Source organism: Mesorhizobium sp. M0615 (genome assembly GCF_040320805.1).
GTDB lineage: Bacteria > Pseudomonadota > Alphaproteobacteria > Rhizobiales > Rhizobiaceae > Mesorhizobium.
The window spans coordinates 350,150-376,891 of sequence record NZ_JAMYQI010000008.1 but is presented as its reverse complement, the minus strand read 5'-3'; the positions used below and the strand labels follow the sequence as shown (position 1 = coordinate 376,891).

At 64.2% G+C, this 26,742-nt stretch carries 27 protein-coding genes; 15 read left to right on the top strand and 12 right to left on the bottom strand.

Translation table 11 applies throughout. From position 1 onward, the window contains the following. Positions 1 to 269: 269 nt before the first annotated feature. Positions 270 to 2,048: a flavin-containing monooxygenase gene (locus tag NKI46_RS16985; protein WP_352747062.1), complete on the bottom strand. Its 1,779-nt coding sequence runs from the start codon at positions 2,046 to 2,048 to the stop codon at positions 270 to 272. Positions 2,049 to 2,450: 402 nt separating this feature from the next. On the opposite strand from NKI46_RS16985, the gene NKI46_RS16980 reads away from it, so the two are divergent. The 7 genes from NKI46_RS16980 to NKI46_RS16950 all read left to right on the top strand — a co-directional run bounded on the left by NKI46_RS16980 (position 2,451) and on the right by NKI46_RS16950 (position 10,656). Beyond that, the gene (locus NKI46_RS16980; RefSeq protein ID WP_023669708.1) at positions 2,451 to 2,540 is read left to right on the top strand and encodes a K(+)-transporting ATPase subunit F; all 90 of its coding nucleotides are present in this window, start codon (positions 2,451 to 2,453) and stop codon (positions 2,538 to 2,540) included. Between the two features lie 18 nt (positions 2,541 to 2,558). Further along, the gene (gene kdpA, locus NKI46_RS16975) at positions 2,559 to 4,262 is read left to right on the top strand and encodes a potassium-transporting ATPase subunit KdpA (RefSeq protein WP_023683095.1); all 1,704 of its coding nucleotides are present in this window, start codon (positions 2,559 to 2,561) and stop codon (positions 4,260 to 4,262) included. Positions 4,263 to 4,270: 8 nt separating this feature from the next. Further along, positions 4,271 to 4,498 (top strand): hypothetical protein, encoded by a 228-nt coding sequence (locus NKI46_RS16970; RefSeq protein ID WP_352747058.1) that lies wholly within the window; start codon positions 4,271 to 4,273, stop codon positions 4,496 to 4,498. Then, entirely contained in the window at positions 4,495 to 6,588 is a 2,094-nt protein-coding gene (gene kdpB, locus NKI46_RS16965; protein ID WP_352747055.1) for a potassium-transporting ATPase subunit KdpB, read from the top strand. Before NKI46_RS16970 ends, kdpB begins: the two co-directional genes overlap by 4 nt. Positions 6,589 to 6,600: 12 nt before the next feature. Beyond that, complete coding sequence (gene kdpC / locus NKI46_RS16960; RefSeq protein ID WP_023710827.1) at positions 6,601 to 7,167, top strand: potassium-transporting ATPase subunit KdpC; 567 nt, start codon at positions 6,601 to 6,603, stop codon at positions 7,165 to 7,167. 67 nt (positions 7,168 to 7,234) lie between these two features. Continuing rightward, positions 7,235 to 9,967 (top strand): DUF4118 domain-containing protein, encoded by a 2,733-nt coding sequence (locus NKI46_RS16955; RefSeq protein ID WP_352747051.1) that lies wholly within the window; start codon positions 7,235 to 7,237, stop codon positions 9,965 to 9,967. Continuing rightward, the gene (locus tag NKI46_RS16950) at positions 9,964 to 10,656 is read left to right on the top strand and encodes a response regulator transcription factor (protein ID WP_023824615.1); all 693 of its coding nucleotides are present in this window, start codon (positions 9,964 to 9,966) and stop codon (positions 10,654 to 10,656) included. Before NKI46_RS16955 ends, NKI46_RS16950 begins: the two co-directional genes overlap by 4 nt. Before the next feature lie 15 nt (positions 10,657 to 10,671). Here the strand turns inward: NKI46_RS16950 and NKI46_RS16945 are convergent, their stop codons facing one another. After that, positions 10,672 to 11,262 (bottom strand): invasion associated locus B family protein, encoded by a 591-nt coding sequence (locus NKI46_RS16945; protein ID WP_352747048.1) that lies wholly within the window; start codon positions 11,260 to 11,262, stop codon positions 10,672 to 10,674. A gap of 218 nt (positions 11,263 to 11,480) precedes the next feature. Between NKI46_RS16945 and NKI46_RS16940 the strand changes: the two genes are divergently transcribed. Together NKI46_RS16940 and NKI46_RS16935 are read left to right on the top strand one after the other, a co-directional pair. Beyond that, the gene (locus NKI46_RS16940) at positions 11,481 to 11,783 is read left to right on the top strand and encodes a hypothetical protein (RefSeq protein ID WP_023683090.1); all 303 of its coding nucleotides are present in this window, start codon (positions 11,481 to 11,483) and stop codon (positions 11,781 to 11,783) included. A gap of 120 nt (positions 11,784 to 11,903) precedes the next feature. Continuing rightward, positions 11,904 to 12,380: an NUDIX hydrolase gene (locus NKI46_RS16935; RefSeq protein WP_023669717.1), complete on the top strand. Its 477-nt coding sequence runs from the start codon at positions 11,904 to 11,906 to the stop codon at positions 12,378 to 12,380. A 6-nt stretch (positions 12,381 to 12,386) separates the two neighbouring features. Here the strand turns inward: NKI46_RS16935 and NKI46_RS16930 are convergent, their stop codons facing one another. From NKI46_RS16930 to NKI46_RS16910, 5 genes are all read right to left on the bottom strand, one after another. Beyond that, positions 12,387 to 13,253, bottom strand: coding sequence for a citryl-CoA lyase (locus tag NKI46_RS16930; protein ID WP_352747045.1), 867 nt, complete (start codon positions 13,251 to 13,253; stop codon positions 12,387 to 12,389). Further along, positions 13,250 to 14,428 (bottom strand): CaiB/BaiF CoA transferase family protein, encoded by a 1,179-nt coding sequence (locus NKI46_RS16925; protein ID WP_031199647.1) that lies wholly within the window; start codon positions 14,426 to 14,428, stop codon positions 13,250 to 13,252. Before NKI46_RS16925 ends, NKI46_RS16930 begins: the two co-directional genes overlap by 4 nt. Positions 14,429 to 14,443: 15 nt before the next feature. Beyond that, positions 14,444 to 15,967 (bottom strand): tripartite tricarboxylate transporter permease, encoded by a 1,524-nt coding sequence (locus tag NKI46_RS16920; protein ID WP_023686551.1) that lies wholly within the window; start codon positions 15,965 to 15,967, stop codon positions 14,444 to 14,446. A gap of 4 nt (positions 15,968 to 15,971) precedes the next feature. Next, on the bottom strand, positions 15,972 to 16,508 hold the full coding sequence (locus tag NKI46_RS16915) for a tripartite tricarboxylate transporter TctB family protein (RefSeq protein WP_023683087.1): 537 nt from the start codon (positions 16,506 to 16,508) through the stop codon (positions 15,972 to 15,974). Between the two features lie 125 nt (positions 16,509 to 16,633). After that, positions 16,634 to 17,611, bottom strand: a complete 978-nt coding sequence (locus tag NKI46_RS16910; RefSeq protein ID WP_023726470.1) for a Bug family tripartite tricarboxylate transporter substrate binding protein — start codon at positions 17,609 to 17,611, stop codon at positions 16,634 to 16,636. A 206-nt stretch (positions 17,612 to 17,817) separates the two neighbouring features. Between NKI46_RS16910 and NKI46_RS16905 the strand changes: the two genes are divergently transcribed. Then, positions 17,818 to 18,591, top strand: a complete 774-nt coding sequence (locus NKI46_RS16905; protein WP_023686553.1) for an IclR family transcriptional regulator — start codon at positions 17,818 to 17,820, stop codon at positions 18,589 to 18,591. On the opposite strand, the gene NKI46_RS16900 is transcribed toward NKI46_RS16905, so the two are convergent. The 3 genes from NKI46_RS16900 to NKI46_RS16890 all read right to left on the bottom strand — a co-directional run bounded on the left by NKI46_RS16900 (position 18,578) and on the right by NKI46_RS16890 (position 20,711). Beyond that, entirely contained in the window at positions 18,578 to 19,678 is a 1,101-nt protein-coding gene (locus NKI46_RS16900) for an OmpA family protein (RefSeq protein ID WP_352747042.1), read from the bottom strand. The two genes, NKI46_RS16905 and NKI46_RS16900, sit on opposite strands and share 14 nt — an antisense overlap. Positions 19,679 to 19,798: 120 nt before the next feature. Further along, positions 19,799 to 20,338 carry a GNAT family N-acetyltransferase gene (locus tag NKI46_RS16895; protein WP_023726468.1) on the bottom strand — a complete coding sequence of 180 codons (540 nt, stop codon included), beginning with the start codon at positions 20,336 to 20,338 and terminating at the stop codon, positions 19,799 to 19,801. A gap of 142 nt (positions 20,339 to 20,480) precedes the next feature. Continuing rightward, entirely contained in the window at positions 20,481 to 20,711 is a 231-nt protein-coding gene (locus NKI46_RS16890) for a YdeI/OmpD-associated family protein (protein WP_023669726.1), read from the bottom strand. A gap of 141 nt (positions 20,712 to 20,852) precedes the next feature. Between NKI46_RS16890 and NKI46_RS16885 the strand changes: the two genes are divergently transcribed. From NKI46_RS16885 to NKI46_RS16870, 4 genes are all read left to right on the top strand, one after another. Then, positions 20,853 to 21,308 carry a DUF2214 family protein gene (locus NKI46_RS16885; protein WP_352747039.1) on the top strand — a complete coding sequence of 152 codons (456 nt, stop codon included), beginning with the start codon at positions 20,853 to 20,855 and terminating at the stop codon, positions 21,306 to 21,308. Positions 21,309 to 21,486: 178 nt separating this feature from the next. Further along, positions 21,487 to 22,464 carry a tripartite tricarboxylate transporter substrate-binding protein gene (locus NKI46_RS16880; RefSeq protein ID WP_023683081.1) on the top strand — a complete coding sequence of 326 codons (978 nt, stop codon included), beginning with the start codon at positions 21,487 to 21,489 and terminating at the stop codon, positions 22,462 to 22,464. A gap of 98 nt (positions 22,465 to 22,562) precedes the next feature. Further along, the gene (locus NKI46_RS16875) at positions 22,563 to 23,036 is read left to right on the top strand and encodes a tripartite tricarboxylate transporter TctB family protein (RefSeq protein WP_023683080.1); all 474 of its coding nucleotides are present in this window, start codon (positions 22,563 to 22,565) and stop codon (positions 23,034 to 23,036) included. 9 nt (positions 23,037 to 23,045) lie between these two features. Then, positions 23,046 to 24,554 (top strand): tripartite tricarboxylate transporter permease, encoded by a 1,509-nt coding sequence (locus NKI46_RS16870; RefSeq protein WP_023683079.1) that lies wholly within the window; start codon positions 23,046 to 23,048, stop codon positions 24,552 to 24,554. Here NKI46_RS16870 and nth read toward each other — a convergent pair. Further along, entirely contained in the window at positions 24,514 to 25,347 is an 834-nt protein-coding gene (nth, locus tag NKI46_RS16865; RefSeq protein WP_023683078.1) for an endonuclease III, read from the bottom strand. The two genes, NKI46_RS16870 and nth, sit on opposite strands and share 41 nt — an antisense overlap. Positions 25,348 to 25,369: 22 nt before the next feature. Here nth and NKI46_RS16860 point away from each other — a divergent pair, with 22 nt between their 5' ends. Further along, positions 25,370 to 25,864, top strand: coding sequence for a DUF2244 domain-containing protein (locus tag NKI46_RS16860; protein ID WP_023669732.1), 495 nt, complete (start codon positions 25,370 to 25,372; stop codon positions 25,862 to 25,864). A gap of 10 nt (positions 25,865 to 25,874) precedes the next feature. Here NKI46_RS16860 and NKI46_RS16855 read toward each other — a convergent pair whose 3' ends face one another. Next, complete coding sequence (locus tag NKI46_RS16855) at positions 25,875 to 26,690, bottom strand: class I SAM-dependent methyltransferase (protein ID WP_023737543.1); 816 nt, start codon at positions 26,688 to 26,690, stop codon at positions 25,875 to 25,877. Between the last annotated feature and the right edge of the window lie 52 nt (positions 26,691 to 26,742).

The following is a 26,742-nucleotide window of genomic DNA, read 5'->3' as shown; positions in this document are numbered from 1 at the left end:
AGCACTTCGTGCAATCCATCCGGGTTCGAAAGCAAAATGTCTTTGACGGCAGCGCTGGCGGTCTTAACTTCAGTCTTGGTCATGGCGGCGTTCCTTCGCGGGAATCAGTGACGTGAACAATCACCAGCCTGCCATGACCGCCCCCTCTCAGCGAATTTGCAGAACTCTCAGCACACTACCAATGAAGGTCAGCGCTCCACGCGTGGCGACCCCCTCTGTCGCCTTCGGCGACATCTCCCCCTCAATGGGGGAGATCGCTAGCGCCCGAATTACTCACCGCCCCAAAACACCGGCGTCGCGATCCCCTCCATCCGCGCCTTGATCTGCAGCGCCACATATTTCGAGTAAAACCGCGACAGCGCCAGATTGCCGCCGTGGAACCACAGCGCGTCCTGCGCTGTCGGCTTCCACATGTTGCGCAGCTCGCCTTGCCAAGGACCGGGATCGCCTTTGACGCCGGAGCCGAGGCCCCAGCATGGCCCGACCTTGTCGGCGACCTCACGCGAGACGATGGCTGCCACCGTCTCGTTCATCGACTGGTAGCCGGTGCAGGCGACGATTGCATCGACCGCCAGTTCGCTGCCGTCGTCGAACAGGATGCCGGTCGGCGTCAATGAACTGATGCCGACGCCGCTCTTCACTTTGATCTCGCCATTGATGATCAGTTCGCAGGCGCCGACATCGATGTAGTAGCCGGAGCCGGTGCGGTAGGCCTTCATCAACAGCCCGGTCTCGTCCTCGCCGAAATCGATGGCGAAGCCGGCGGCGCGCAGCCGGTCGTAGAAGGACGCATCGCGCGCCTTGATAACTTCGTACAGATCTCGCTGGCCCTTGGGCACCAGCGCGAACGGCGTCGACGCGACGATCAGGTCGGCCTTGTCGGTGCTGATGCCACGCGCCAGAGCCTTTTCCGAAAAGATCTCGAAGCCGACTTCCATCAGAGTGTCGGATTTCACCACTGTCGTCGGCGAGCGCTGGATCATGGTGACATCGGCGCCGCTTTCCCAGAGGTCGACGCTGACATCGTGCCCCGAGCTTGCCGCGCCGATGACAGCGACACGTCTGCCGCGGAATTTCTCGCCGCTTGCATACTGGCTGGAATGCAGGAGTTCGCCCTTGAAGGTCTCGGCGCCGGGCAGCGCGATCTGGCGTGGCGGGCCATAGGCGCCGGTGGCAAAGACAATGTGCTTCGGCTTCAGCGTGATCTGCCGGCCGACGCGGTCGACCACCACAGTCCACACCTTCTCGGCCTCGTCATAGCTGGCGCTGAGGCATTTGGTGGCGACCCAGTAGTTGAGCTCCATCACCCTGGTGTACATCTCCAGCCAGTCGCCCATCTTGTCCTTGGGCGTGAACACCGGCCAGTTCTCCGGGAACGGAATGTAGGGCAGATGGTCGTACCAGACCGGATCGTGGAGCACGAGCGAGCGATAACGGTTGCGCCAGGAATCGCCGGGGCGCGCATTTTTCTCGATGATGATGGTGGGCACACCGAGCTGCCTCAGCCGCGCGCCGAGCATGATGCCGCCCTGCCCGCCGCCGATCACCAGGCAATAGGGCTGCTCGGTGGCGCCGAGGTCGCGCGTCTCGCGCGCCCGCGCCTCCGCCCAGGTTTCGCGCTTCGGATCGGCCTTGTGACGGATACCAAGCGGCCGCGCCGGTCCCTTTTGTTCCTCGAACCCCTTGAGCTCACGCACCGCCGTGAACAAGGTCCGGCAGCGGCCGTCCGTAAGGCGCACAATCCCTTCGCCCCGCGCGACCGCCGTTTCGAACGTGAACCAGGCCTCGACGGTGCCCTCATCCGAGGTCGCCTCGCCGGACAGCGTCCAGTGTGAGGGCTTCGCTTCCGCCAGCGTCGCTTGCAGCATGTCGCGGATCTCATCGCGGCCTTCCATCGTGGTGATGTTCCAGGTGAAAGCCAGCAGATCGCGCCAGTAGCAATCCTCGACGAACAGGTTGGCGGCCGCCTCGGCGTCATCAGCTTCCAGCGCCCGTGCAAGCGCGCAAAGCCATGTCGCCGCCTGTTTCGATGGTGCCATGTCGAGCATCTGTTTTTCCCTCGTTTTGCGTTCCCATTGTTTCGAAAGACGGAGCCGCCGCAAGAGGGGTCGCGATATCATGGCGTCGGTTTCTGGCGGCCCGGAACGGAGCCATCTCCCGGAAATCTTTATAGGAATTTTATATCTTTCCTCCCGGCCCCGTCTCGAACCTTTATGGCGATCGGGTCCATATTCCATCTCGAGCAAAACGCTGCGGACGCCGTGACCCCAGAGTTACGGCGGGCCGTTCTCATGGAATTTCTGGCTCGCCAGTCGCTGGCGCCAAATACAAGCAGAAGCAAGGACCAACACACATGGACATTGTCGTCATCGGGATCGAGGTTTTGTTCTTCGGTCTTTCCCTCGCCTACATCAAAGCTTGCGACGCTCTTTAAGCGGAAGGATCGCACCATGCTTGTCGATTACATCCTCGGTGGCGGCGTGACCTTGTTCCTGCTCGTCTACCTGACATACGCCCTCGTTCGCCCAGAACGCTTCTGAAGCAAGGCACGGAAAGCCATGACACTCAACGGATGGATACAGATCCTGGTTTATTGCGGGATCGTCGTTTTGCTGGTGAAGCCGCTCGGCGGCTACATGTACCGCGTCTTCAATGGCGATCGCACCTTTCTCTCGCCCATACTCGGGCCCGTTGAGCGCGGCCTCTACCGCATTTCGGGAACCAGCGAGCGCGAGGAGCAGCACTGGACGACCTACGCGGCAGGAATCATCTTCTTCAGCCTTGCCAGCTTCCTGGTGCTGTACTTTCTGCAACGCCTGCAGGGCGTCCTGCCTTACAATCCGGCCGGGATGGCATCGGTCGAACCCAATCTCGCCTTCAACACTGCCGTCAGCTTCGTCACCAACACCAACTGGCAGAATTACGGCGGCGAAAGCACGTTGTCCTACCTCGTGCAGATGGCCGGCCTGACCGTGCAGAACTTCATGTCGGCCGCCGTGGGCATTGCCATCGCGGTGGCGCTGATCCGCGGCTTCGCCCGCGCCTCGGCCAAATCGATCGGCAATTTCTGGGTCGATATGACCCGCTGCACGCTCTACATCCTGCTGCCGCTCAGCATCGTGCTCACCCTTGTCTATGTCTGGCTCGGCATGCCGCAGACGATGGGGCCGTATGTCGATGCCACCACGCTCGAAGGCGCCAAGCAGACGCTCGCCCTTGGGCCCGTCGCCTCGCAGGTTGCCATCAAGATGCTCGGCACCAATGGCGGCGGCTTCTTCAACGCCAATGCCGCGCATCCTTTCGAAAACCCCGACGCCATCTCCAACATGATCCAGATGGTGACGATCTTCGCGCTGGGTGCTGCACTCACCAACGTCTTCGGCCGCATGGTCGGCAACCAGCGCCAGGGCTGGGCGATCCTGGCCACGATGGGTGTGCTGTTCATCGCTGGTGTCGTTATCTGCTACTGGGCGGAAGCCGCGGGCAATCCGCTGGTCCATGCGTTGGGCGTCGACGGCGCCAACTTGGAAGGCAAGGAGAGCCGCTTCGGCATTGCCGCTTCGGCACTATTCGCCGTCATCACCACGGCTGCGAGCTGCGGTGCGGTGAACGCCATGCATGACTCGTTCACAGCACTTGGCGGCCTGATCCCGATGCTCAACATGCAGCTCGGCGAAGTCATCGTCGGCGGCGTCGGCGCCGGCTTCTACGGCATCGTCATGTTCATCGTCATCACCGTGTTCGTCGCCGGCCTGATGGTTGGCCGCACGCCCGAATATCTCGGCAAGAAGATCGAGGCCAAGGAGGTCAAGATGGCAATGCTCGCCATCCTCGCTCTGCCGTTGGTCATGCTGGTCTTCACGGCAATAGCGGTCGTGCTGCCAAGCGCCGTCGCCTCGATGGCCAATGGCGGTCCGCATGGCTTTTCCGAGGTTCTTTATGCCTACACTTCGGCGGCGGCCAACAACGGCTCGGCCTTTGGCGGCCTTTCCGGCAACACGCCCTGGTACAACATCACGCTCGGCATCTCCATGTGGGTGGGTCGCTTCTTCGTCATCATTCCAGCGCTTGCCATTGCCGGCTCGCTAGCGACGAAGAAGACGGTTCCGGCTTCCGCCGGCACCTTCCCGACCGACGGCCCGCTGTTCGTCGGCCTGCTCGTCGGCGTCATCCTGATCGTCGTCGGCCTGACCTTCTTCCCGGCACTGGCGATCGGACCGATCGTCGAGCACCTGGCTGCCATCAACGGCCAGACATTCTGAGGCTTGTCATGTCCTGGTTCTACCCAAAACGCATGAAGGCCCGGCCGCGAGCCGGCCCACGAGCCGGCAATGAGGGGGAGGAAACGCCCCCTCCCTTCCCCGGCGTGTCCACCTTCCTCGGCATTGCGGCGGTCATGATCGTGATCTGGCTGCTGGCCTATGGGCCGCCGCCCCTTTTCTCGGCATCCGACCACTCGGTGCCGGCCAACATCAGAGATACTGGAGCCACCAAATGAGCCAGTCCAAATCCGCGAGCATCATGGATGCCCGCATCCTGTGGCCGGCCATCGGCGGCGCCTTCAGAAAACTCGACCCCCGCACGCTGGTCAGGAACCCGGTGATGTTCGTCGTCGCCATCGTCTCGCTTCTTACCACGGTCCTGTTCGTCAAGGATCTCGTCACCGGCGGCGGCGATTTCGGCTTTACGCTGCAGATCATCATCTGGCTGTGGTTCACCGTGCTGTTCGCCAACTTCGCCGAGGCCGTCGCCGAAGGCCGCGGCAAGGCGCAGGCCGATTCGCTGCGCAAGGCGCGCACCGAAACCCAGGCCAAGCTGCTTGCCGGCGAAGACCGCTCCAGGTTCAAGCTGGTGCCCGGCACCAGCCTGAAGGTTGGCGACATCGTGCTGGTCGAAGCCGGCGACATCATCCCGTCCGACGGTGAAGTGATCGAAGGCGTGGCCTCGGTCAACGAGGCGGCAATCACCGGCGAGTCCGCACCCGTCATTCGCGAATCCGGCGGCGACCGTTCGGCGGTCACCGGCGGCACGCAGGTTCTGTCCGACTGGATTCGCGTGCGCATATCAGCCGCCTCCGGCCACACCTTCCTCGACCGCATGATCTCGCTGGTCGAGGGTGCCTCGCGCCAGAAGACGCCCAACGAGATCGCGCTCAACATCCTGCTCGTCGGCATGACGCTGATCTTCGTGCTGGCCACCGCCACGATCCCGAGCTTTGCCTCCTATTCCGGCGGCTATATCCCGGTGACGGTGCTGGTCGCGCTGTTCGTCACCTTGATCCCGACCACCATCGGCGCCCTGCTGTCGGCCATCGGCATTGCCGGCATGGACCGCCTGGTGCGCTTCAACGTGCTGGCCATGTCCGGCCGTGCCGTCGAAGCGGCGGGCGACGTCGATACGCTTTTGCTCGACAAGACCGGCACCATCACGCTCGGCAACCGCCAGGCCACCGAATTTCGGCCGGTCAAGGGCGTCACCGAACAGGAACTGGCCGATGCCGCGCAGCTCGCCTCGCTCGCCGACGAGACGCCTGAGGGACGCTCGATCGTCGTGCTGGCCAAGGAGAAATACGCCATCCGCGCCCGTGACATGGCAACCTTGCATGCCAGCTTCGTGCCCTTCACCGCGCAGACCCGGATGAGCGGCGTCGACATCGATGGCTCGTCGGTGCGCAAGGGCGCCGTCGATTCGGTTCTCGCCTATGTCAGCCAGTCGACATCGGCCACTCACGGCACGCGCCCCGGCAGCGACACCGTCAAGGATCTCCAGGCGATCGCCGACGAGATCGCCAAGTCGGGCGGCACGCCGCTGGCCGTCGAGCGTGACGGCCGCCTGCTCGGCGTCGTCCACCTCAAGGACATCGTCAAGGGTGGTATCCGCGAGCGCTTTGCCGAACTGCGCAAAATGGGCATCCGCACCGTGATGATCACCGGCGACAATCCGATGACTGCGGCGGCGATCGCAGCCGAAGCCGGCGTCGACGATTTCCTCGCCCAGGCCACGCCCGAGGACAAGCTGAAGCTGATCCGCGACGAACAGGCCAAGGGCAAGCTGGTCGCCATGTGCGGTGACGGCACCAACGACGCGCCGGCCTTGGCGCAGGCCGATGTCGGCGTCGCCATGAACACCGGCACGGTTGCCGCCCGCGAGGCCGGCAACATGATCGACCTCGATAGTGACCCGACCAAGCTGATCGAGATCGTCGAGATCGGCAAGGCGCTGCTGATGACGCGCGGCTCGCTGACGACCTTCTCGATCGCCAACGACGTCGCCAAATACTTCGCCATCATCCCGGCCATGTTTGCCGTCTTCTACGTTGCGCCGGGACATACAATCGGCCCCCTGCAAGCGCTCAACATCATGCATCTGGCGACGCCGCAGAGCGCCATCCTGTCGGCCATCATCTTCAACGCGCTGATCATCATCGCTCTTATCCCGCTGTCGCTTAAAGGCGTCAAATACCGCGCCATCGGCGCCGGCGCGCTGCTCAGCCGCAACCTGCTGGTCTACGGCCTCGGCGGCATCATCGTTCCCTTCGTCGGCATCAAGGCGATCGACATGATCGTCACCGGCCTCGGCCTCGCTTAAGGAAATACGTCCATGCTCACTCAGATAAGACCCGCTGTTATCATGATCGTCTTTTTCACCGTTTTGACCGGCCTGATCTATCCCCTGGGCATGACCGGCATCGCCCAGGCGCTGTTTCCGCACAAGGCCAATGGCAGCTTGATCGAGAAAAACGGCACGGTCATCGGCTCCGAACTGATCGGCCAGGGCTTTGCCGACGACAAGTATTTCCATGGCCGCCCCTCGGCTGCCGGCGACGGATACAACGCCGCAGCGTCCAGCGGCTCCAATCTCGGTCCAACCAACCCCAAGCTGATCGACCGCATCAAGGGCGATGTTGCAAAGCTGAAGGCGGAGAACCCGAACCAGCCGGTGCCGATGGATCTGGTGACGACGTCCGGCAGCGGCCTGGACCCCGCCATCAGCCCGGACGCCGCCTATTTCCAGGTCGCTCGGGTGGCCAAGGCCAGGGGCTTCGACGAAGCCAAGGTCAAGGCGCTTGTCGACAGCCATGTCGAAGGCCGCGAACTCGGCTTCCTCGGCGAGCCGGTCGTCAATGTGCTGGCGCTCAACCTGGCACTGGACGATACCAAGCAGTGAGAGACAATCTCTGAAGCCAGGGGCCGGGGATCGACACGATCCTCGGCGCCGTTCATGATCGAGCCTGATGCCCGACGCCAGAAGCAACGATACCAGACCCTCTCCGGACGCGCTGCTCGAGCATGCGGAACGGGAAGAGCGCGGCCGTCTGCGGATATTTCTCGGCGCTGCCCCCGGCGTCGGCAAGACCTATGAAATGCTGATGGCCGGCCGCGCCAGGCTGGCTGACGGCGTCGACGTAGTGGTCGGCGTCGTGGAGACCCACGGCCGCAAGGAAACACTGGCGCTGGTCGAAGGCTACGAGGTGATCCCGCGCCAGAAGGTCGACTACAAGGACCGCGTGCTGGACGAGATGGACATCGATGCCATTCTCGCCCGCCGGCCGGCGCTGGTGCTCGTCGACGAACTCGCCCACACCAATGCGCCAGGCAGCCGCCACCCCAAGCGCTATCTCGACGTCCAGGAAATCCTGACGCGCGGCATCGATGTCTACACCACGCTCAACATCCAGCATGTCGAGAGCCTGAATGACGTGGTGGCGCAGATCACCCGGGTCAGGGTGCGCGAAACGGTCCCGGACTCCATCATCGACCAGGCCGATGACATCGAGATCATCGACCTCACGCCCGACGACCTGATCAAGCGGCTGAAAGAGGGCAAGGTCTATTTCCCCAACACTGCCCAGCGCGCAGTCGAAAACTATTTCTCGCCGGGCAATCTGACCGCGCTTCGGGAATTGGCGCTGCGCCGCACCGCCCAGCGCGTCGACGAGCAGTTGCTCAACCACATGCAGTCGCACGCGATTCCCGGCCCTTGGGCGGCGGGCGAAAGGGTGCTCGTCTGCGTCGATGCGCGTCCGGGCGGAGCGTCTCGTGTCCGCTATGCGCGCCGGCTGGCCGGCCGGCTGCGCGCACCGTGGACGGCGCTGCATGTCGACACGCCGCGTTCGGCCGCCATGTCGGAGGAAGACAAGGACCAGCTGGCCACGCTCTTGCGCCTGGCCGAGCAGCTCGGCGCCGAGGTGACGACCATTCCGGGCCAGAACGTCGCCCAGGACATCGTCCGCCACGCCACGGCCAACAACTTCACCCATATCGTCGTCGGCAGGCCGACCCGCTCGCGCTGGCGCGAACTGATCGAGGGTTCGCTCACCTACGATCTGATCCGCAATGCCGGCGATATCAGCGTCCATGTCATTTCAGGAACGGAGCGCGACAACGAGGCCACGTCGAGGGTCAAGGCGGCGGCCGAGCAGACGCCATTTCAAATCTGGCCTTATCTTTTCTCGACCGTCTATGTCGCCGGCGCGCTTGCCGTCAGTGCCGTCCTCGATCAGTTCCTCGACGTTCGCAACCTTGCCAGCGTGCTTCTGCTGGCGGTGCTGACATCGGCAGTGACCTTTGGCCTGTGGCCGGCGCTGTACGCCTGTTTCCTCAGCGCCATTGCCTTCAACTTCTTCTTTCTCGAGCCGCGCTACACGATGACGATCCGCGATCCGGAGAGCATCGTTGCCTTCGCCGTCTTCCTCGTCGTTGCCGTCATCGCCAGCAATCTGACGGCGCGTGTGCAGCGTCAGGCAGCCGCCGCCCGTTCACGCGCCCGGGCGACCGAGGACATCTACCTCTTTTCCAAGAAACTCGCCGGCGCGGGCACGCTCGACGACGTTTTGTGGGCCACCGCGTTCCAGATCGCCTCGATGCTGAAGCTGCGCGTAGTGCTGCTGTTGCCGGAGGACGGCACGATCACCGTCAAGGCCGGTTATCCCCCCGACGACACGCTGGCCGAGGCCGACATCGCGGCTGCACGCTGGGCCTGGGAACACAACCGGGCTGCCGGCCGTGGCGCCGATACCCTGCCCGGGGCAAAACGGCTCTACCTGCCCTTGCGGACCGGCCGTACCGCCATCGGCGTCGTTGGCCTCGACAATGACAAGCAGGGGCCGCTCTTGACGCCCGAGCAACAGCGCCTGCTCGACGCGCTGGCCGATCAGGCGGCGGTTGCCATCGAGCGCATCCAGCTGGTCGCCGATGTCGATCGCGCCAGGCTGGCGGCCGAGGCCGACCGCTTGCGCTCGGCACTGCTGACGTCGATCTCGCATGATCTGAAGACGCCGCTGGCCGCCATCATGGGCGCGGCCGGCACGCTCAGGGAATTTGCGCCGGCACTGCCCGAGAACGATCGGGCCGAGCTGCTGACCACCGTGCTCGACGAGTCCGAACGGCTGAACCGCTTCATCGCCAATCTGCTCGACATGACCAAGATTGAATCGGGCGCCATGGAACCGAATTTCGCCCTGCACTATGTCGGCGATGTCGTTGGCTCGGCCTTGCAGCGGGCACGCAAGATCACTGCCGGGCATAAGACCGAGGTTGATATTCCGGCCGACCTGCCGATGCTGAAGCTTGATCCCGTGCTGTTCGAACAAATGCTGTTCAATCTGCTCGACAATGCCGCGAAATACGCGCCACAGGGATCGACAATCCGGCTGCAGGGCTGGGCCGACAATGGCTCCGTCGCGCTGCAGATCATGGATGAGGGACCGGGCATTCCGCCCGCCGACCTGGAGCGCGTCTTCGACAGCTTCTACCGGGTGCGCAAGCGCGATCAGGTCCAGGCCGGCACCGGGCTCGGCCTGTCAATCTGCCGGGGCTTCATCGAGGCGATGGGCGGCACGATCATGGCGGCGAACCGCAGCGATCGCCCGGGCGCAGTCTTCACAATCCGCATGCCGAGGTTGGTACAATCGTCCGATACGGACGTATCAGGTGTGGACGAGCAAGCATCTGGTGATCCGGCATGACAAATTCCAATGTCAGCATACTGGTCGTCGATGACGAGCCGCCGATCCGCAAACTGCTGCGCGTCGGCCTCGGCAGCCAGGGCTATGCGGTCAGCGAGGCGCCCAATGCTGGGGCCGCGATCGAACTCGTCGATGCACAAAAGCCGGATCTGATCCTGCTCGACCTCGGCCTGCCCGGCATGGGTGGCCTCGATCTCCTGCGGAAATGGCGCGGCGACGGCCTCGACGTGCCCGTGGTCATCCTGTCCAGCCGCACCGACGAAGCCGGCATCGTCGCGGCGCTCGAACTCGGCGCTGACGACTACATCACCAAGCCGTTCGGCATGAACGAGCTGGTCGCCCGCATCCGCGTCGCGCTGCGCCACAAATTCCAGCAGCAGGGCGAGAAGCCGGTGTTCCACACCGGCGATCTCAGCGTCGACCTGGTCAAGCGCATCGTCAAGGTCGAAGGCAAGGAGATAAAGCTCTCCCCCAAGGAATACGACATATTGCGTATTATGGTGCAGCATGCCGGCAAGGTGCTGACCCACCATTTCATTCTGAAGCAGGTGTGGGGCGATTCGACCGACGTGCAGTATCTCAGGGTCTATGTCCGCCAGCTCCGGCAGAAGATCGAAAAGTCGCCCGACCAGCCGCGCTACATCACCACCGAGACCGGGGTGGGGTACCGGCTGCGCGAGGTTGAGTGACCGGACGTTTTCCGCTCAGTCCGCCGAGAGTTCCGCGGTCCGTGCCAGTGCGCCGCCGAAGCCGTTGAGCGGGAGGGTGAAACTCACCGCTTGACCGGTGTCGGCCGCGAAGGCGTCGATCTTCAGCGTGGTGGCTGCCTTGAGCAGCGGCGTGACGCTGGCATCGAACGCCACCGGCACCAGGCAGCCGACGGCCTGGCAGGTGTTGAACGGCAAGCTGCCTTCCAGCTTCTGGTCGTCGATGGTCAGGCTGACTCCTTTGGCGAGCGCCAGGCCGAACGGCAGCGCCAGCGTTCCGGCGGCATCCTCGCCGCTCTTGCTCGACAGCTCGATCGCCAGCAGGCGCTGGTTGGACTGCTTGTTGAACTGCTGATGCGACAGGCTGCAAACCTTGGCCGTGCCGGTTACCTGGCAATTGACCGTCCAGTCGCCATGTGTCTCGGACAGCGCCGAGGCGCCGCCAGGCAATGTCGGGCCGGCAGCAGGGGCGGGCGCTGCGGCGGCAGGCGCCGCCTTGTCGGTCTTGGTTTGCGCCGCGACTGCCACCGGGCCAAGAATACAGATGCTGCCCAGTAGCGCCGCGAAATATACTTGCCTGCTTTTCATCGATATGCTCCCGATTGCGCCTCGAGTCAGCCGCGATTGAGCCCGAGATCCGCGCCCGATAGAGCGGTCAATCGATCTTTTCTGTCAAGTGCGGCCGGGCCGCTTCCTCAGGGATTTCGCCAACCCGTGGCAGATCGGCCCATGGCAGACCGGCCCATGGCAGATCGAGACGAACGCCCTATATAGAGAGGAGGTTATATCTGTACGGGAATGAACTGATGTCGACGCTTCGCCTATCGACAGTTCTCATGTCGGCAATGCTGGCGGCGGCAACGCTCGCCGGCATCATGCAATCTGCTGCGGCCCAGTCCGTCAATCCCAGCGCCAACCGGCTGATCCAGCAGAACCAGCTGCAGCAATTGCGCAACAGCCTGCAGCGGCAGCAGTTCCAGCAACAGCAGCAGCAATATCGCGAGCAGGACCGTCGGATCGTGCCGCAGCCGCGCCCCGAAGTGCCCGTCGTCCGGCAAGCTTGTCCGATTCAGATCGTCAACAACCAGATTGTGCGTGTTTGCCGTTGATATCGGTTGCTAGCGATTTACTTAGTCGACTTATTTACTAAAAATGCTCATTGCCTCGCGGGCATATCAGGGTTTGCAGGCGGCGTGCGGCGGTGCGCCCGCCGACCGGATTTTCAGCACATGGCGACGACGAAGAAAAAGGCGGTACGCAAGGCAAGGCGAGGCGAACGCATTCGCCAGGTCGCCGCCATTCCCTTTCGTCTGGACGTTTCAGGCAATTTCGAAGTGATGCTGGTGACGTCGCGAGCGACGAAGCGCTTTATCGTGCCCAAGGGCTGGCCGATGAAAGGAAAGAGCGGGCGCAAGGCCGCCACCATCGAGGCGCGCGAAGAAGCCGGCGTGCTCGGCAAGACCCGCAAGGCGCCTGCCGGCAGCTATTCCTACTGGAAACGGCTGGAGCACAATTTTGTGCGCGTCGACGTCGTCGTCTATCTGTTGGAGGTGTCCGAGGAACTGGCCAACTGGCAGGAGGCCAAGAGCCGCCAGCGGGCATGGCTCAAGCCGCAGGACGCGGCGTTGCTCATCGATGAGCCGGATCTCTCGACGCTGATGGCCAACCTGGCGCCGCCTCAGCCGGCAGTGCCGGACCCGGCCTGACCAACCTCACTTGCCCTCGTCCCCTTCAGCGAGACCCTCATCCCCCTCAGCGGGAAATGGCCGCAGCGGCGTGCCCGTATAGGCCCACAGCCATTCGCGCGGCAGCGGCCCTTTGTTGCGCTCGCTTTGCTGCGACTGTTCCCATGCATGCGCCAGGATGCCGACCGAGCGCGAGAGCACGAACAGGCCGCGCGTCAACGGCGGCGGAAAGCCGAGCTCGCCATAGATGACGGCGGTGGCGCCGTCGATGTTGAGCGGTATTTTCTTCCCCTTGCGCCGTGCCACCTCTGATTCGACGGCCCCGGCGATGTCGGCAAAGCGTCCGCTGACGACGCCGCGCGCGGCAAACTCGCGCGTCACTGCGATCAGGCGCGGCGCGCGCGGATCGACCGGGTGGAAGCGATGGCCAAATCCCGGCACATAGCCTTTCTCCTCGGCGAAGAAACGGTCGAGCCGTGCGGCTACGGCTTGGTCCAGCGCAACACCCTGGTCAAGTGCCACGGCAATGTCGCCATAGAAGGACAGCGCCTGTTCGCCGGCGCCGCCATGCACGTCACCCAGCACGTTGACGGCGGACGCCATGGCGTTGTTGATGCCGACGCCGCAGGTGATGGCCATGCGTGCAATGGCGATCGACGGCGCCTGCGGCCCGTGGTCGACGGCCGCCCCCAGCGCAATGCCGAGCAGCGCCGCCTGCTCCTTGCTCGGCAATTCGCCGCGCAGCATCAGCCAGATCGTTGCCGGGAAGCTGACGCGGCCGATCAGCTCCTGGATTTCATAGCCGCGCAGCCGGATGATGCCGGGGCTCATCTCGATGATGCCGGTCTGCCACCACTCCTCGCCGCGCTCGCGGCCGGTTTTTCTCTCGCTCACGCGCTTCTCCTGGCGCGCGGCGGCAGGGTGGAAAAAACCTCGTCCATATGCTCACCCAGCACCGGTGGCGGCAGGACCGGCAAGGGTGCCGCGCCATCGACCATGAAGCCGCCGCGCACCACGGTCAGCGGCTGCGCCATGCCGGGCAGACCCTGGAAACGCGTGGTCATGTCGCGCTCGACGACCTGGCGCTCGCCAAGCACTTGGGGGATCGTCAGCACCCGGCCCGCCGGCACGCCGGCGCGGTTGAATTTTTCCTCCCAGGCTGCGGCCGAGGCGCTCGCCAAAGCCGTCTCGATCAGCACCTTCAGCACAGCGCGGTTCTGCTTGCGCGTCTCGCGCTCGGCAAAGCGCGGATCGTCGGCCAGTTCCGGCTGGCCGATCAGCCGGCAAAGCGTGACGAACTGCTCCTGCTTGTTGGCGGCGATGTTGAGCAGGCCGTCGCCGGTGCGAAACGCGCCGGAGGGCGCAGCCGTCATGTTCTCATTGCCCATCGGCTGCGGCTCGACGCCGGCGGTCAGATAGTTGGACACCGGCCAGCCCAGCGCCGACAGCGTGCATTCGAGCATCGAGACATCGAGAAACGCGCCCTCGCCCGAGGTCTTCTGCTTGACCAGCGCCGCGGCAATGGCGAAGGCCCCGACCAGCCCGCCCAGCGTGTCGGCGACGGGATAGCCGACCCGCAAGGGTGCTGTCTCCGGCGTGCCGGTGATGCTCATGATGCCGGACAGCCCCTGGATGATCTGGTCGTAGGCCGGATTGTCGCGCATCGGCCCGCTCTGGCCGAAACCGGATATGGCGCAATAGACGAGACCGGGGCGGACCGCTTTCAGCACCTCATAGCCGAGACCCAGCCGCCCCATCACGCCCGGTCGAAAATTCTCGACCAGCGCGTCGGCCGAGGCGACGAGATCGAGGAAGCGTTCGCGGTCGGCTTCGCTCTTGAGATCCAGCACCACCGATCGCTTGCCGGCATTCTGCGCCAGGAACGACGCGCCCATGCCCGCATTGTTGAGCGCCGGCGAGGCGCCGAGCTGGCGCGCCAGATCGCCGCCTTGCGGCGTCTCGACCTTGATGACATCGGCGCCGAGCAGCGCCAGCTGGTAGGCACAATAAGGGCCCGCCAGCACATTGGTCAGGTCGAGGATGCGGATGCCGGCAAGCAGATCGGTCATGATGCTCCAGGTTGCTCAGGCATCGCCCGGCACATGCTCCGGCCCGCGCCGGCGCCGATGCTCGATGAAGGCCCAGATATGCGGCCCGGCGAGACCGATGAAGGCGAGGATCAGCAGCACCAGCGACAGCTTGTGGGTGTAGAACACCGACCAGTCGCCGTTCGAGATCGTCATCGCCCGGCGGAACTGCGTTTCGGCGAGCGGCCCCAGGATCATGCCGATGATGACCGGCGCTGTCGGGAAATCGAAGCGCCGCATCAGGAAGCCGGCGGCCCCCAGGAGATAGAGGATGACGAGGTCGATCGGCGATTGCGAGATGCCGTAGGTGCCGACGGTGGCGAACACCAGGATGCCGGCATAGAGCTGCGGCGCCGGGATTTTCAACAGCCGTACCCACAGCCCGATCAGCGGCAGGTTGAGGACGACCAGGATGACGTTGGCGATGAACAGGCTGGCGATCAGGCCCCAGACCAGATCGGCCTGCGTCGTCAACAGCAGCGGTCCCGGATTGATGCCGTAGCTCTGGAAGGCCGACAGCATGATTGCGGCGGTCGCCGAGGTCGGCAGGCCAAGGGTGAGCATCGGCACCAGCACGCCGGCGGCAGACGCATTGTTGGCGGCTTCCGGTCCGGCAACGCCCTCGATGGCGCCGACCGTGCCGAACTCCTCCTTGTGCTTCGACAGCTTCTTTTCGATGGCATAGGACAGGAAGGTCGGGATCTCGGCGCCGCCGGCAGGCATGGCGCCGATCGGGAAGCCGATAAAAGCGCCGCGCAGCCATGGCTTCCACGATCGTCCCCATTCGGCCGCTGTCATGTAGAGCGAGCCCTTGAGCGGCACGATCTCGTCCTTGCCGGCATAGCGGCGCGAGGCCATGTAGAGCGTCTCGCCGACGGCAAACAGGCCGACCGCCGCAATGATGACATCGACGCCATCGAGCAGTTCGTTCATGCCGAAGGTGAAGCGCGGCTGTCCCGTCTGCAGGTCGACGCCGATCATGCCGATGACGAAGCCGATGAACAGGCTGGTGAGGCCGCGCACGGAGGACGAGCCGAGCACCGCCGAAACCGTGATGAAGGCGAGCACCATCAGCGAGAAATATTCGGCCGGACCAAAGGCCAGCGCGAACTTCACCACCACCGGCGCCAGGAAGGCGACGCCCATCGTGCCGATGGTGCCGGCGACGAAGGAGCCGATCGCCGAGGTCGCCAGTGCCGCGCCGCCGCGACCCGAGCGGGCCATTCTGTTGCCTTCCAGCGCGGTGACGATGGTGGCGCTTTCGCCCGGCGTGTTGAGCAGGATCGAGGTCGTCGAGCCGCCATACATGGCGCCGTAATAGATGCCGGCAAACAGGATGAAGGACGCCTCCGGCGCCACCTGGTAGGTGATCGGCAGCAGCAGCGCGATGGTCAGCGCCGGCCCGAGGCCGGGCAGCACGCCGATGGCCGTGCCGAGCGTGGTGCCGACCAGGCACCACAGCAGGTTCATCGGCGAGAAAGCGACGGAAAATCCGTGGGCGAGATGGCCGAGCGTCTCCATGGCGTCAGCCCCTCGCAGTGGCGATGATCGCGTCGATCACCGTGTTCAGCTGGTTTTCGATGAAGCCGGCGCCAATGTTGACGCCGAGCGCCCTGGCAAAGCCGAAATAGGCGGCAAGCGCCAGGATCAGGCCGGTCAGCGCATCGCGCAGCGTGTGCTTGCTGCCGAAGCCATAACAGACGAGCACGAACATGATGACCGAGGCGGCGGTGAAGCCGAGCGGCTGGATCAGCACCAGATTGGCGACCAGGCCGGCAACGACGATGCCCATGGCCTTCCAGTCGGTCGGCGTTTCCTTTTCCTCCTGCGGCTGCCAGCCGCCGCGCAGCGCGGCGACGATGAGCAGCAGCGAAAGCACGATCATGCCGGTCATGGTGATGTAGGGAAAGACGGTCGGCCCGACCTTGGAATAGAGCGGCGAAACCGGGATCGCCAGGGTCTGCCACGCCACGGCCGCAGCACAGGCGAGAAGCCCGATGCCGATCAACAATTCGGGCATGGCAAGGCGCGGGGGCGCCGGCTGCTGGTCGCTGGTGCTCATCGATGTCCTCCCGAGATGGCCGGCATCCTCCCGCCGGCCGCATCCGCAGTTTCACTCCCAGCGCATGATATGTCCATGCCGCAGGCTAATGTCGGAAGGGGCGGCCGTGGCCGCCCCTGAAGACATCAGGCGAGGCCGAGATCCTTGAGGATCGCGGTGATGCGGGCGGTGTCGTCGACGAGGAATTTCGCATAATCGTCGCCGGTCAGAAGGATGGGGGTCCAGTTGCGGTTCTTGCATTCGGCTGCCCAGGCATCGCTCTTGGCCATGGTCTCGATCATCGTGACCATCGCCGCCTTGTCGGCGTCGGAGACGCCTGGCGGTGCGAATACGCCGCGCCAGTTGAACAGTTCGACGTCGATGCCGGCTTCCTTCATCGTCGGTGCGTCGATGCCGTCCTGGCGCTTGTCGGCGGAGATCGCCAACAGCCGAAGCGCGCCCGCCTTGACCTGCTCGGAGAACTCGCCGAAGCCGGAAATGCCGGCCGCCACCTGGTTGCCGAGCAGCGCCGACAGCGCCTCGCCGCCGCCGGCGAAAGGCACATAGGAGAGGTTGGTTGCCGGAACGCCGACCGTCTTGGCGATCAGCCCGAACAGGATGTGGTCGGAGCCACCGGCCGAGCCGCCGGCCACCGGAACCTTGGTCGGATCCGCTTTGAGCGCGGCGACGAAATCGCCGGCCGTCTTGAACGGCGAATCCGCCGGCACCACCAGCGCCTCGAACTCGCCGGTGAGGCGAGCGATGGGCGTCACTTCGGAGAGGTTGTTGGCCGATTTGTTGGCGATGATGGCGCCGACCATGACCATGCCGGCCACCATCAGCGAATTGCCCTTGCCCTTCCACTGGCTGATGAACTGCGGCAGGCCGACAGTACCGCCGGCGCCGCCGACATTGGTGATCTGCGAGCCGGAGATCAGTTTTTCACTGCGCAGCACCTGGTCGATGGTGCGCCCCGTCTGGTCCCAGCCGCCGCCGGGCGCGGCCGGCACGAAGATCTGGATCTGCGGTGCATCCTGACCGAGGGCGGGCGTCAAATGCGTTGCAACGAATCCGGCAGCGCCTGCGGCCGCGGTGCTCATCAAAAATCTGCGTCTGTTCAGCATGGGATTCCTCCAAATCACGACACCTCCTCCGGTGCCTGCCAGAAACGTAGCCTGAAAACAGACCCGCTCGGCAAAAATTCATGCCGATTTCGGTACGTTCTGTCAACAGGAACGCTGTTCTACTAGACAGAACCATGGATGTGCGGCACAATCGCTTCGGCCGGCCTTTGTCCGAGCAGGTAAACTGGAATGAAACTGTTCGTGAGATGACCGAAGCGCGATCCCAGCCGTTGCCGGCCGATGGTGTTGCCGCGCTCGACCGCGCGATCGCCATTCTCGACGCGTTCGCGACCGCCGACCGCTCGCTCAGCCTGGCCGAGATCGCGGCGCGCACCGGGCTCTACAAAAGCACCATTTTGAGGCTGGCGAACTCATTGCTGCGCGGGCAGTTGCTGGAGCGGCTCGACGATGGCCGCTACCGCATCGGACCCGCCACCTTTCGGCTTGGCGCGCTTTACCAGCGCTCGGTCGTGGCGGTCGACATCCTGCTGCCGATCATGCGTGATCTTGCCGAACGCAGCTGGGAAAGCGTGGCGTTCTATGTCCGCTCGGGCGACGCCCGCACCTGTCTCTACCGCGTCGAATCCAAGCATCCTATCCGCTACACGATCCGGGAAGGCGACCTGCTGCCGTTGCTCACCGGCTCGGGCGGCCGCGTGCTGGCAGCGTTTTCAGGCCAGCCGGGCGAACCATACGAGACCATCCGCAACGCCTGCCACTATCTGTCGATCGGCGACCGCGACCCTGAGACGGCGGGCGTCTCGGTGCCGGTGTTCGGACCGGGCCGCGTTCTGCTCGGCGCCTTGACGCTCGCCGGCCCGTCGACACGCGTCGATACGGCGTTCCTGCGCCGCATGACACCGGACCTGCTGGAGGCCGCCGCTCGCGCCACCCGCGCCTTCGGCGAGGATGCCTCGATGCTGGAGCAGGCAGCGCGCCTAGCCGGCGCTGAAACCGTGATCGGCCTCAGTTCGCCTTGACCAGCACCACGCGGCGGTTCTTGGCGCGGCCGGTTTCGCCGTCATTGCTGGCGACGGGCGCCATCATGCCGGCGCCGGCGGCGGTCAGCCGGCCGCCATCGATGCCGTATTTCGAGACCAGCGCCGCCTTCACCGACTGCGCCCGCCGCGACGACAGATCGATATTGTAGTCGAAGGCGCCCTGGTTGTCGGTATGACCGACGACGATCACCGCCATACCGGGCTCGTTGGTCAGAAGCGTCGAGATCTCCTTCAGCGTCGGTTCCGATTCCGGCTTGATGTCGGCCTTGTCGGTGTCGAAGAAGATGCCGTAGAGCGAGATGGAGCCGGTGGCCGACAGCGAATCCGCCATCTTGGCCGCTTCGACCACCACCATCTTCTTGTCGCGCGCCTTGGGCTCCAGCACCTGAACGACGGCGATGGTGCGGCCGTTGAGTTCCTTGCAGTAGAGGTCGTCGATCAGCGAATAGGCCTGAACAGTGACATAGGCGTCGCCGCCATCCTGCGGCACCTTGGCAGCGAAGAAGCGCTGGTCGTTGATACCGGTGGTTACCGCACAGGCGCCATTGGAAAAGGCCGCGTCCTTGACGTCGCTTTCATGGAAGAAATACATCATCAGGCTCATGTCGCCGCCGCCACCGCTCGACGACCGGTCGGCGGCGCCGCCGCACTCTTCCTTCTTGCATTCGAACAGGACTTCGCCGCCGGCGGCCGCGATCACATCCTGGTAGTTGCGCAGCACTTCGAGCGGGGAGCGCTCGGCCGGCAGCACATAGGCGATGCGGGTCAGCGCGCCTTCGACCTCGGCCTTCATGTCCGGCGCGAACACACGGTTGTTCATCGTGTCACGGGCATCCGGATCGGCGCTCGGCTTCAGCGGCGACAGCGGCACTGTAAAATCGGTATAGGCGAATTTTTCGTAGGAGACGATGAACGACCCCTCGTAGCGCTTGGCCAGATGATTGTCGGCACCGCCCTCGATGTCGGCGGTCGGCACCGTCGCATCGGCGCCCGCCAGTTGCACGGCCGCCAGGAGCAGCAGCCCCGCCCAGAAAAGCTTCAGAGATATCGCATTGATCGCACGCATGGTCGGCTCCCCCAAAGAGCAATTCCAGGAAAAGTGTGAGCGGTTTTCCCACAGGAATTGCGTAGCTAGATTAGAATAGCCAACCCTAGCAGAACGTGGAAATTGCGTCGATGAAGCGCTTCACACCCGCCGTTCGAGCAGGATCGTCGGCCCATCGTGATAGGTGGTTTCCAGGACCTTGGTGTAGCCGCACTTTGCCGCAACGTTCAACGAACCGGTGTTTTCCGGATCGATGATGCAGACGGTTCTCGCGCCGGCAAAGGTTTCGTCGCCCCAGGCCAGGGCCCTTCTGACGACTTCGCTGGCAAGACCCTTGCCATGCGCTTGCGGCGCCAGCGCCCAGCCGGCTTCCGGAATGCCCTCGAGCGACGGCTCGATGTCGCGCTTCAGATCGTGGAATCCGGCCTCGCCGATGAAGCGACCGCTGGCCTTGTCCTCGACCGCCCAGAAGCCGTAGCCAAGCAGCGACCACAGGCCGGCATGCCGCAGGAACCGCATCCAGCTTTCCTCCCGCGTCCGCGGCTTGCCGCCGATGAAACGGGTGGTGACGGGGTCGGCCCACATGACAGCATAGTTGTCGAAGTCTTCGATCCGGTGCGCCCGCATGATGGTCCGTTCCGTTTCGAGAACCGGGACGCCGGCTGTTTTTGGACTGCCCATGAAACTCTGCCTCCGTTGACGGTCAGCGCTTAGCAAACCAGCGCGCCCGGACAAGGGCCAAGCCGGATCATCATTCAGCCAGGGAAGCTTCCGAACGGCCTGGCGCGACCAGGCGGTCGAAGCGAACAGCGTCGGCTTACTTTCAGCCGTGCCAGACCATCTTCATGTAGAGCCCACCGCGCCGCAATTCGTCCAGCATCTGGTCGAGCCGCTTCTGCCTGGTGTCGCTGCGTTTGGCGCGGGCGACCCAGCCGAGATAATCGTTCTTCTGGTAGTCCGGCCGCGCCTCGTAGGCCGCTGTCAGTCCTTTTTCGGTCAGGGCGATGCGGATGTCGTCCGGCATCGGGTACAGGGCGCGCTTCAGTCCGGTCATTTCAGAAAACCCCAGCTGTCAGGATGGCGACGCCGATGGTCCAACCCAGATCCGCCTCTGGGAATTCTGCCGAACGATGCTACCTTTCGCAACCGGTCCGGCAAGGGCCGGTCTCGATACCGCCAATGGGAGGAGAACGCCATGGACACCACCGATCTCGTGCTTGCCATTTTCCATCATCTGCTGGTGTTCTCGCTGGCCGGCATCATTGGCGCCGAATTTGTCCTGATCCGCGGCGACCTCTCCGCCGCCACGCTGAAGCGGCTTGCCGGCATCGACCGCCACTACGGCATCCTCGCGATGTCGATCATCATCGTCGGCATCGGCCGCGTCGTCTACGGCCTGAAGGGCTGGGAGTTCTACGTCTACAACTGGGTGTTCTGGGCCAAGATGGCGGCATTCGGCATCGTTGGCCTGCTGTCGATCATCCCGACCATCCGCTTCATCTCCTGGAACCGGCAAGCCAGTGCAAATCCCGGCTTTCAGGTGCCGGTTGCGGAACTCGCCTCGGTGAAGACCTATGTGCGCGCCGAAGCCTTCATCTTCCTGCTGATCCCGATCTTCGCGGCGGCGATGGCGCGCGGCTACGATTATTGAAGCAACGCCAACACCAAACCCATCTCCTCCGGGCATACTCCCCACTGATCGCCATGGTTGCGCACGACTGTATTTTGCAGTTTGCGTCAGGCGACAATCTGTTAGCTTGCCTTTGTTGCACCCTCGCTGCCTGACCTGCACAGCGATCGGAGATTGATATCCTGGGAGGAGAATTACGATGAGGAAAATTGTAGCCGCCCTGGCCGCCGCCGCGGCCGTCACGCTTTATTCGTTCACCGCCAGCGCACAGACCTATCCCGAGCGCACCATCACCGTCGTCGTGCCGTTTGCGGCCGGCGGTCCGACCGACACGGTTACGCGGCTCGTCGCCGAAGCCATGTCGAAGGATCTCGGCCAGCAGATCATCGTCGAAAATGTCGGCGGCGCCGGCGGCACGCTGGGCGCCGGCCGCGTCGCCAACGCCGACCCGGATGGCTACACGCTGCTCCTCCATCACATCGGCATGGCGACCAGCGCGACCCTCTACAGAAAACTCGCCTACGACACGCTGAACGCCTTCGAGTATGTCGGCCTCGTCACCGAGGTGCCGATGGCCATCGTCGCCCGCAAGGACCTGGAGCCGGCCGACCTGAAAGGGCTGGTCGAATACGCCAAGACCAACAAGGACACCATCACCGTCGCCAATGCCGGCATCGGCGCTGCCTCGCATCTGTGCGGCATGCTGTTCATGAGCGCCATCGGCACGCCGCTGGTCACCGTGCCCTACAAGGGCACCGGTCCGGCCATGACCGACCTTCTCGGCGGCCAGGTCGACATTATGTGCGACCAGACCACCAACACCACCAAGCAGATCCAGGGCGGCACGATCAAGGCCTATGCCGTCACCACGCCGGAGCGCCTCGACGTGCTGAAGGACGTGCCGACGACCATCGAAGCCGGCCTGCCCGCGGTGCAGGTCGGCATCTGGCACGGCCTCTATGCGCCGAAGGGCACGCCGGCCGAGATCACCGGCCGACTGTCGAAATCGCTCCAGGTCGCGCTGAAGGACCCCAACGTCATCGCCCGCTTCGCCGAACTCGGCACCAAGCCGTCGTCCGAGGCCGACGCGACGCCGGCAGCGCTGAAGGCCAAGCTGGAAGGCGAGATCATGCGCTGGAAGCCGATCATCGAAGCCGCCGGCCAATACGCCGACTGAGGCTTGAACGGGGCGCTGCCGGCGCCCCGTTTTCGCTTCGACGTCCGTTTTCACATTTGCAACGGCAAGCCCGTTGCAAGGGTCAGGGGAGGACCGCCATGAAACCTTTCGCCATCGACAGGGCAAACGGCCTGTGCGCCGCGCTGTTCATCTTTTTCGGCGCCTTTTTCGCGATACAATCGCTCGGCCTCGAAATCGGCACCGCCTTCCGCATGGGACCGGGCTATTTCCCGCTGGTGCTGGCGATCGTGCTGATCGTGCTCGGCGCCATCATCCTCGTCCAGGCGGTGCGCGTCGAGGGCGAGCCGATCGGCCCCATTGCGTGGCGCGGCATGCTGTTCATCCTGCCGGCGCCGATCTTTTTCGGCATGACCGTGCGCGGCCTCGGCTTCGTCCCGTCGATCTTCCTGACGGCGCTGATCGCCTCTTTTGCCAGCGCCCGCATGAAGCCGCTGACGGCACTTCTGCTGTCGGCCGGCCTGACGCTGTTTTCGGTGCTGGTCTTCAGCTACGCGCTCGGGCTGCCATTCCAGCGCTTCGGCCCCTGGTTGCCCCAATGGCTGGCATTGTGAGGCGCTGAGATGGACCTCCTCAGGAACCTCGAACTCGGCTTTTCGACGGCCACCACGCCGGCCAATCTGGGTTTTTGCCTCATCGGCGTTCTGCTCGGCACGCTGATCGGCGTCCTGCCCGGCATCGGCGCCACCGCAACCATCGCCATGCTGCTGCCGATCACCTTCCAGATCGGCGACCCGGTCTCGTCCCTCATCATGCTGGCCGGCATCTACTACGGCGCCCAGTATGGCGGTTCGACCACCGCCATTCTCATCAACATGCCCGGCGAATCCTCCTCGGCCGTGACCGCCATCGACGGCTACCAGATGGCCAGGAACGGTCGCGCCGGGGCGGCTCTGGCGATCGCCGCGATCGGCTCGTTCTTCGCCGGCACGGTGTCGACCTTTCTCGTCGCCGTCTTTGCCCCGCCGCTGACGGCAATAGCCCTGCAATTCGGCGCGGCCGAATATTTTTCGCTGATGATCGTCGGCCTCGTCTCGTCCATCGCGCTCGCCCACGGCTCGATCGTCAAGGCGCTGGCGATGGTCGTGCTCGGCCTGCTGCTCGGCATTGTCGGCACCGACATCTACACCGGCACGCCGCGCTTCACGCTCGGCATCCGCGAATATGCCGACGGGCTGAACTTCGTCGCGGTGGCGGTCGGCGTCTTCGGCGTTGCCGAGATCCTGCGCAATCTCGAAAACGAGCACGAGCGCTCGGTGATGATCAAAAAGGTCTCCGGCCTGATGCCGACCCGCGACGACTTCAAGGCGATGGCCGCGCCCATCGTGCGCGGCACGATCATCGGTTCGGCGCTCGGCATCCTGCCCGGCGGCGGCGCGGTGCTTGCGGCCTTTGCCTCCTACACGGTCGAAAAGCGCGTGTCGAAACACCCGGAGGAGTTCGGCAAGGGCGCCATCGCCGGCGTCGCCGGACCGGAATCGGCCAACAATGCCGGCGCCCAGACCTCCTTCATTCCGATGCTGACGCTGGGCATTCCGGCCAATCCGGTCATGGCGCTGATGATCGGCGCCATGATCATCCAGGGCATCGTGCCCGGCCCCAATGTCGCGATCGAGCAGCCGGCGCTGTTCTGGGGCATCATCGCCTCGATGTGGATCGGCAATCTGATGCTGATCGTGCTGAACCTGCCGCTGATCGGGCTGTGGGTGAAGCTGCTGACGATCCCCTATTATGTGCTCTTCCCGATCATCATGGCGTTCTGCTCGATCGGCGTTTACAGCGTCAACACCAACGCCTTCGATCTCTACGCAGTCGCCTTCTTCGGCCTGCTCGGCTACATCCTGACCAAGCTGCGCTGCGAACCCGCACCCCTGCTGCTCGGCTTCGTGCTCGGCCCGCTGCTCGAGGAAAACCTGCGCCGCGCCATGATCCTGTCGCGCGGCGACCCCTCGACCTTCGTGACGCGGCCGATCAGCGCCGGCCTGCTGCTCGTCGCACTGGCCGTGCTCGTCGTCGTCTTCCTGCCGTCGGTCAAGAAGAAGCGCGAAGAGGTGTTCGTGGAGGAAAGCTAGTTGTCGGGACGCCGGGCGCCGCGATTTCCACGAGCGGCGCCGGCACGTCTGTCGTCTTCACCTCGGCCTTGCAGAGATCGGCGATGACGCAGGCCGGGCAATCGGGCTTGCGCGCCTTGCAGACATAGCGGCCATGCAGGATCAGCCAGTGATGCGCATGGCGCATATACTCGTCCGGGATGATCCGCAGCAGCCCTTGCTCGACCTGTTCGGGCGTCTTGCCTGGCGCCAGGCCGAGGCGGTTGCCGATGCGGAAAATATGGGTGTCGACCGCCATCGTGTGCTGGCCGAACGCCATGTTGAGCACGACATTGGCGGTCTTGCGCCCGACCCCCGGCAGCTTGACCAACTCATCGCGCTCGCTGGGCACCTCGCCGCCGTAATCGCGTATCAGCGCCTCCGAGAGCGCCACGACATTCTTGGCCTTGTTGCGCCAGAGTCCGATGGTGCGGATGTACTCGCCGACCCTGGCTCCGCCCAGCGCCAGCATCTTTTCAGGTGTGTCGGCGACCTTGAACAACGCCCGCGTCGCCTTGTTGACGCCGGCATCGGTCGCCTGCGCCGACAGCACCACGGCCACCAGCAGCGTGAAGGCGTTGACGTGCTCGAGCTCGCCCTTCGGCTCGGGCCGCTGCACCGAAAACCGCCGGAAGATCTCATGCACCTCGGCGGCGCTGTAGAGCGAACGGAGCCGCGCCGGCCGCGGTCGCGGCTTGGCATTCGAGCCGTCGCGCCGCCCGGGCGGCAGTTCACTTTTGGATAGGGAAAGATTTTTGGACTTGGGGCTGGCCATTTCCCTCCTATAATATCCTGGGATGAGCGACACAAACGCCTCGTTTCAGGCCGACGAGCCATTCTTCCAGGCGCTGCTGACACCGCACCGCTCGCTGGGCCGCACCGGCTTTGCCGTGCTGATGGGCGCGCTGCTGTTCGGCTGGGTGGTGACCGGGGCGTTTTTCCTGTCGCGCGGCGCCTGGCCGGTGTTCGGCTTCTTCGGCCTCGACGTCATCGCCGTCTACATCGCCTTCCGCGCCAACTATCGTGCCGCCCGTGCCCGCGAGGAAGTGTCGGTGTCGCGCACCAGCCTCGACATCCGCAAGACGGCGCCCTCGGGAAAGTCGGAAGCGCATCGCTTCAACCCGTTCTGGGCGCGCTTTTCCGTCGCTCGCCATGCCGAGATCGGCATCACCAGGATGACGGTGGAAGCACAAGGACAGAATGTGCCGATCGGGTCATTCCTGGACCCTGACTCCCGCGAGAGTTTTGCCACTGCATTTTCACGTGCTCTGACAAAAGCCAGGACGCGTTAGAGTCGGCGCGTCAGAACCGGTAGCGTAAAATCCTGCCGACCTTGCGCAATGCGGGAATGTGTCTCCAGAGCCCGATGAACAGTTTTGCGGACCAGCTCATATGCGCTGTGCGTTCCGCGCTGTAGGCCGAGATATCGTCGACAAAGCGCAGCTTCGGAACGGCACGCTCCAGTACCTGCGGGTCGTCGATCGCCCAGTGAACCTCGGCGCCCGTCGCCCTGATGGTCGGATTGAGGCGCAGCATCTTCAGGCCGAAGTGGCTGTAGGCGTCGAACATCAGCTCGCCGCCGGCAAGATGCGCGACAAGGCGTGACAGCAGCCGTGGCCCCTCCTCTACCGGGAGATAAGGCGTCAACCCCTCCATCACCACGACGGCCGGACGATTGCTCGGCACTTCTGCCAGCCAGTCTGGGTCGGTTACCGAAGAGCCGACGAGGTGGTAATGGTCCCGGGACGGGTAAAGCTTGCGCCGGAGCGCGATGACATCCGGAAAATCGACATCGAACCACTCCACGCCTTCGGGTGGATCGACACGGAAAATGCGCGTATCGAGCCCGCAGCCGAGATGCAGCACGATGGCGCCGGGATTTCTGGCGATGAAGTCCTGAACGCGGACATCATACGTCTTGGCCCGGATCGCCAGGCCGATGCCGAGATTGGTGTCGACCTTGAGGCGCGAGAAATCATAGTCGATCTTGCGCACGGCCTCGTCGGCGAAGCGATCCCCGAGCAGCGAATGCGGCAGCCGGCTTTCCAGTGCCTTGCCATAAAGCGTCATCAGCAAGGTCTCCCTTGCTCCGCTCAGATTCACCCTTTCGCCGGCCATTGGCATCTCCCGGGGCGCAATCCAGTATTTATCTGGGAACAGGCGGCAACAA

What these genes read in the sequence shown, in the direction of transcription:
- NKI46_RS16985 (WP_352747062.1), bottom strand. Translation starts at nt 2,048, where the DNA reads ATGCTCGACATGGCACCATCGAAACAGGCGGCGACATGGCTTTGCGCG.
- NKI46_RS16980 (WP_023669708.1), top strand. Translation starts at nt 2,451, where the DNA reads ATGCTTGTCGATTACATCCTCGGTGGCGGCGTGACCTTGTTCCTGCTC.
- kdpA (WP_023683095.1), top strand. Translation starts at nt 2,559, where the DNA reads ATGACACTCAACGGATGGATACAGATCCTGGTTTATTGCGGGATCGTC.
- NKI46_RS16970 (WP_352747058.1), top strand. Translation starts at nt 4,271, where the DNA reads ATGTCCTGGTTCTACCCAAAACGCATGAAGGCCCGGCCGCGAGCCGGC.
- kdpB (WP_352747055.1), top strand. Translation starts at nt 4,495, where the DNA reads ATGAGCCAGTCCAAATCCGCGAGCATCATGGATGCCCGCATCCTGTGG.
- kdpC (WP_023710827.1), top strand. Translation starts at nt 6,601, where the DNA reads ATGCTCACTCAGATAAGACCCGCTGTTATCATGATCGTCTTTTTCACC.
- NKI46_RS16955 (WP_352747051.1), top strand. Translation starts at nt 7,235, where the DNA reads ATGCCCGACGCCAGAAGCAACGATACCAGACCCTCTCCGGACGCGCTG.
- NKI46_RS16950 (WP_023824615.1), top strand. Translation starts at nt 9,964, where the DNA reads ATGACAAATTCCAATGTCAGCATACTGGTCGTCGATGACGAGCCGCCG.
- NKI46_RS16945 (WP_352747048.1), bottom strand. Translation starts at nt 11,262, where the DNA reads ATGAAAAGCAGGCAAGTATATTTCGCGGCGCTACTGGGCAGCATCTGT.
- NKI46_RS16940 (WP_023683090.1), top strand. Translation starts at nt 11,481, where the DNA reads ATGTCGACGCTTCGCCTATCGACAGTTCTCATGTCGGCAATGCTGGCG.
- NKI46_RS16935 (WP_023669717.1), top strand. Translation starts at nt 11,904, where the DNA reads ATGGCGACGACGAAGAAAAAGGCGGTACGCAAGGCAAGGCGAGGCGAA.
- NKI46_RS16925 (WP_031199647.1), bottom strand. Translation starts at nt 14,428, where the DNA reads ATGACCGATCTGCTTGCCGGCATCCGCATCCTCGACCTGACCAATGTG.
- NKI46_RS16920 (WP_023686551.1), bottom strand. Translation starts at nt 15,967, where the DNA reads ATGGAGACGCTCGGCCATCTCGCCCACGGATTTTCCGTCGCTTTCTCG.
- NKI46_RS16915 (WP_023683087.1), bottom strand. Translation starts at nt 16,508, where the DNA reads ATGAGCACCAGCGACCAGCAGCCGGCGCCCCCGCGCCTTGCCATGCCC.
- NKI46_RS16910 (WP_023726470.1), bottom strand. Translation starts at nt 17,611, where the DNA reads ATGCTGAACAGACGCAGATTTTTGATGAGCACCGCGGCCGCAGGCGCT.
- NKI46_RS16905 (WP_023686553.1), top strand. Translation starts at nt 17,818, where the DNA reads ATGACCGAAGCGCGATCCCAGCCGTTGCCGGCCGATGGTGTTGCCGCG.
- NKI46_RS16900 (WP_352747042.1), bottom strand. Translation starts at nt 19,678, where the DNA reads ATGCGTGCGATCAATGCGATATCTCTGAAGCTTTTCTGGGCGGGGCTG.
- NKI46_RS16895 (WP_023726468.1), bottom strand. Translation starts at nt 20,338, where the DNA reads ATGGGCAGTCCAAAAACAGCCGGCGTCCCGGTTCTCGAAACGGAACGG.
- NKI46_RS16890 (WP_023669726.1), bottom strand. Translation starts at nt 20,711, where the DNA reads ATGACCGGACTGAAGCGCGCCCTGTACCCGATGCCGGACGACATCCGC.
- NKI46_RS16885 (WP_352747039.1), top strand. Translation starts at nt 20,853, where the DNA reads ATGGACACCACCGATCTCGTGCTTGCCATTTTCCATCATCTGCTGGTG.
- NKI46_RS16880 (WP_023683081.1), top strand. Translation starts at nt 21,487, where the DNA reads ATGAGGAAAATTGTAGCCGCCCTGGCCGCCGCCGCGGCCGTCACGCTT.
- NKI46_RS16875 (WP_023683080.1), top strand. Translation starts at nt 22,563, where the DNA reads ATGAAACCTTTCGCCATCGACAGGGCAAACGGCCTGTGCGCCGCGCTG.
- NKI46_RS16870 (WP_023683079.1), top strand. Translation starts at nt 23,046, where the DNA reads ATGGACCTCCTCAGGAACCTCGAACTCGGCTTTTCGACGGCCACCACG.
- nth (WP_023683078.1), bottom strand. Translation starts at nt 25,347, where the DNA reads ATGGCCAGCCCCAAGTCCAAAAATCTTTCCCTATCCAAAAGTGAACTG.
- NKI46_RS16860 (WP_023669732.1), top strand. Translation starts at nt 25,370, where the DNA reads ATGAGCGACACAAACGCCTCGTTTCAGGCCGACGAGCCATTCTTCCAG.
- NKI46_RS16855 (WP_023737543.1), bottom strand. Translation starts at nt 26,690, where the DNA reads ATGGCCGGCGAAAGGGTGAATCTGAGCGGAGCAAGGGAGACCTTGCTG.